Source organism: Azonexus sp. (assembly GCF_036170495.1).
Taxonomy (GTDB): domain Bacteria; phylum Pseudomonadota; class Gammaproteobacteria; order Burkholderiales; family Rhodocyclaceae; genus Azonexus.
This window is the reverse complement of the sequence record NZ_JAVHPH010000267.1, coordinates 1-3129: the sequence shown is the minus strand read 5'-3', so window position 1 is coordinate 3129 and position 3129 is coordinate 1. Positions and strand designations below refer to the sequence as shown.

Genomic DNA, 3129 nt, shown 5'->3' with positions numbered 1-3129 from the left:
CGATGACCGAACGGCCGGAGTAGTCGACGCGCTTGCCGAGCAGGTTCTGACGGAAACGACCGCCCTTGCCCTTGATCATGTCGGCCAGCGACTTGAGCGGACGCTTGTTGGCACCGGTCATTGCCTTGCCGCGACGGCCGTTGTCGAGCAGGGAGTCAACCGACTCTTGCAACATGCGCTTTTCATTGCGGACAATGATTTCCGGCGCCTTCAGCTCGAGCAGACGCTTCAGACGATTGTTCCGGTTGATAACGCGACGGTAGAGGTCGTTCAGGTCGGAGGTCGCAAAGCGGCCGCCATCGAGCGGAACAAGCGGACGCAAATCCGGCGGCAGCACTGGCAGCACTTCGAGGATCATCCAGTCCGGCTTGATGCCTGACTTCTGAAAACCTTCGAGAATCTTCAGACGCTTGGCCAGTTTTTTGTTCTTGGCTTCCGATCCTGTCACTTCGAGTTCGGCATGCAGTGACTCGACTTCAGTGTTGAGGTCGAGATTGCGGAGCAGTTCGCGAATGCCTTCGGCGCCCATGTAGGCCACGAACTCATCGCCATGCTCTTCCATCATCTCCAGATACTGCTCTTCGGTGAGCAATTGCGCGCGCTGGAGATTGCTGACCATGCCGGGATCGGTCACGACATAGGCTTCGAAGTACAGGACGCGCTCGATATCGCGCAACGTCATGTCGAGCACCATGCCGAGACGGGACGGCAGGGACTTCAGGAACCAGATATGGGCGGTCGGTGATGCCAACTCGATATGACCCATGCGATCACGGCGAACCTTGGCCAGCGTTACTTCAACGCCACATTTCTCGCAGATCACACCGCGATGCTTGAGGCGCTTGTACTTGCCGCACAAGCACTCGTAGTCCTTGATCGGGCCAAAAATCTTGGCGCAGAAGAGGCCATCGCGTTCAGGCTTGAAAGTACGGTAGTTAATGGTTTCCGGCTTCTTCACTTCACCGTAGGACCAGGAACGGATCTTTTCGGGCGAGGCGAGACCAATGGTAATCGCGTCAAATTCCTCTTCCGCCGTTACCTGCTTGAATAGATCGAGCAATGCTTTCATCGTTTAACTCCCAGCCCTAAATCAGTAACGTTCCAGATCGATATCGATCGCCAGCGAACGGATTTCCTTAACCAGCACATTGAATGATTCCGGCATGCCAGCATCGATCCTGTGCTCGCCCTTGACGATGTTTTCGTACACCTTGGTACGACCATTCACGTCATCGGACTTCACAGTCAGCATTTCCTGCAGTACATACGATGCACCGTAAGCTTCGAGCGCCCACACTTCCATTTCACCGAAGCGCTGGCCACCAAACTGTGCCTTGCCGCCCAACGGTTGCTGGGTAACCAGCGAGTACGGGCCGGTCGAACGGGCGTGCATCTTGTCATCAACCAAGTGATGCAGCTTCAGGTAATGCATGTAGCCCACAGTAACTTGGCGCTCAAACGCATCACCTGTGCGGCCATCGAACAAGGTCATTTGACCGGAGGATGGCATGCCGGCCATAGCCAGCATGGCCTTGATTTCCTCTTCCTTGGCACCGTCGAAAACCGGTGTTGCAAACGGTACGCCATTGGTCAGGTTGCCGGCCATTTCGAGAACTTCTTTGTCATTCAGTTCCTCGAGATTCTCTGACTTGCCGCTCGAATTGTAGATTTGATCGAGGAAGCCACGCACTTCCTTGGCACTGGACTGGGCACGAAGCATTGCGCCAATTTTGTGACCAAGTCCTTTGGCCGCGAGACCGAGGTGAACTTCAAGAATTTGACCAACGTTCATCCGTGACGGCACACCGAGCGGATTCAGCACAATATCGACCGGGCTGCCATCCTCCATGTGAGGCATATCCTCAACTGGCAGAATGCGCGATACAACACCCTTATTACCGTGACGACCAGCCATCTTGTCACCAGGCTGCAAACGGCGTTTAACGGCGACATAGACCTTGACCATCTTCTGAACGCCTGGTGGTAGTTCATCACCCTGCGTGAGCTTCTTTCGCTTACCTTCGAAGGCAATATCGAAATTCTTACGGGCCTGTTCAAGACCATCCTTAACCTGCTCCAACTGCTGGGCAACATCATCATCAGCGAGGCGAATGTCGAACCAGTGATGTGGATCCATCCCGTCAAGATAAGATTTCTCAACGACCGCGCCCTTAGCCAGCTTCTTTGGACCGCCATTGGCTTTCTTGCCGACAATCAGACGCTCAACACGAGCAAACGCGTCACGTTCGACGATACGCATCTGGTCAGCAAGATCCAGCTTGTAGTGACGCAGGTGCTCATCGATAATCGACTGGGCGCGCTTGTCGCGCTCGATTCCCTCACGGGTGAACACCTGAACATCGATAACCGTGCCAGCAATACCGGACGGCACACGCAGCGAGGTGTCCTTGACGTCAGAAGCCTTTTCACCAAAGATCGCGCGCAAAAGCTTTTCTTCCGGTGTCAGCTGGGTTTCGCCCTTCGGCGTCACCTTGCCAACGAGTACGTCGGCCGCTTCGACTTCGGCGCCGATGTAAACAATCCCGGAATCATCCAAGCGTGACAATTGGGATTCACCCAGCGACGCGATGTCGCGGGTAATTTCTTCAGGACCAAGCTTGGTGTCGCGCGCAACAACCGTCAGTTCCTCGATATGGATCGAGGTGTATCGATCTTCGGCAACAACACGTTCGGAGATCAAAATGGAGTCTTCGAAGTTGTAGCCATTCCATGGCATAAAGGCAATCAGCATGTTCTGACCGAGGGCCAATTCGCCCTTATCGGTCGACGCGCCATCAGCCACTACGTCGCCCTTGGCAATGTAGTCGCCGACTCGGACCATCGGACGCTGGTTGATATTGGTATTCTGGTTTGAACGGGTGTACTTGACCAAATTGTAAATATCGACACCAACTTCGCCGGCGATCGTTTCATCGTCATTGACACGAACCACGACGCGCGCAGCATCAACATAGTCAACCGTACCACCGCGCAGGGCTACAACCGCCGTGCCGGAGTCGACCGCAACCGTACGTTCAATACCTGTGCCGACCAACGGCTTTTCAGGACGCAAGCAAGGAACGGCCTGGCGCTGCATGTTGGCGCCCATCAAGGCACGGTTTGCGTCAT

Annotated in this window: 1 protein-coding gene and 1 pseudogene; both read right to left on the bottom strand. The window is 54.9% G+C overall.

All coding sequences use genetic code 11. The features are described 5' to 3' along the window. A pseudogene (locus ADADOO_RS09735) lies at positions 1-1069 on the bottom strand (DNA-directed RNA polymerase subunit beta'); the annotation flags it as partial. Positions 1070-1090: 21 nt separating this feature from the next. After that, a partial coding sequence (rpoB, locus tag ADADOO_RS09730) for a DNA-directed RNA polymerase subunit beta (protein ID WP_511277097.1) occupies positions 1091-3129 on the bottom strand: 2039 nt, incomplete at its 5' end.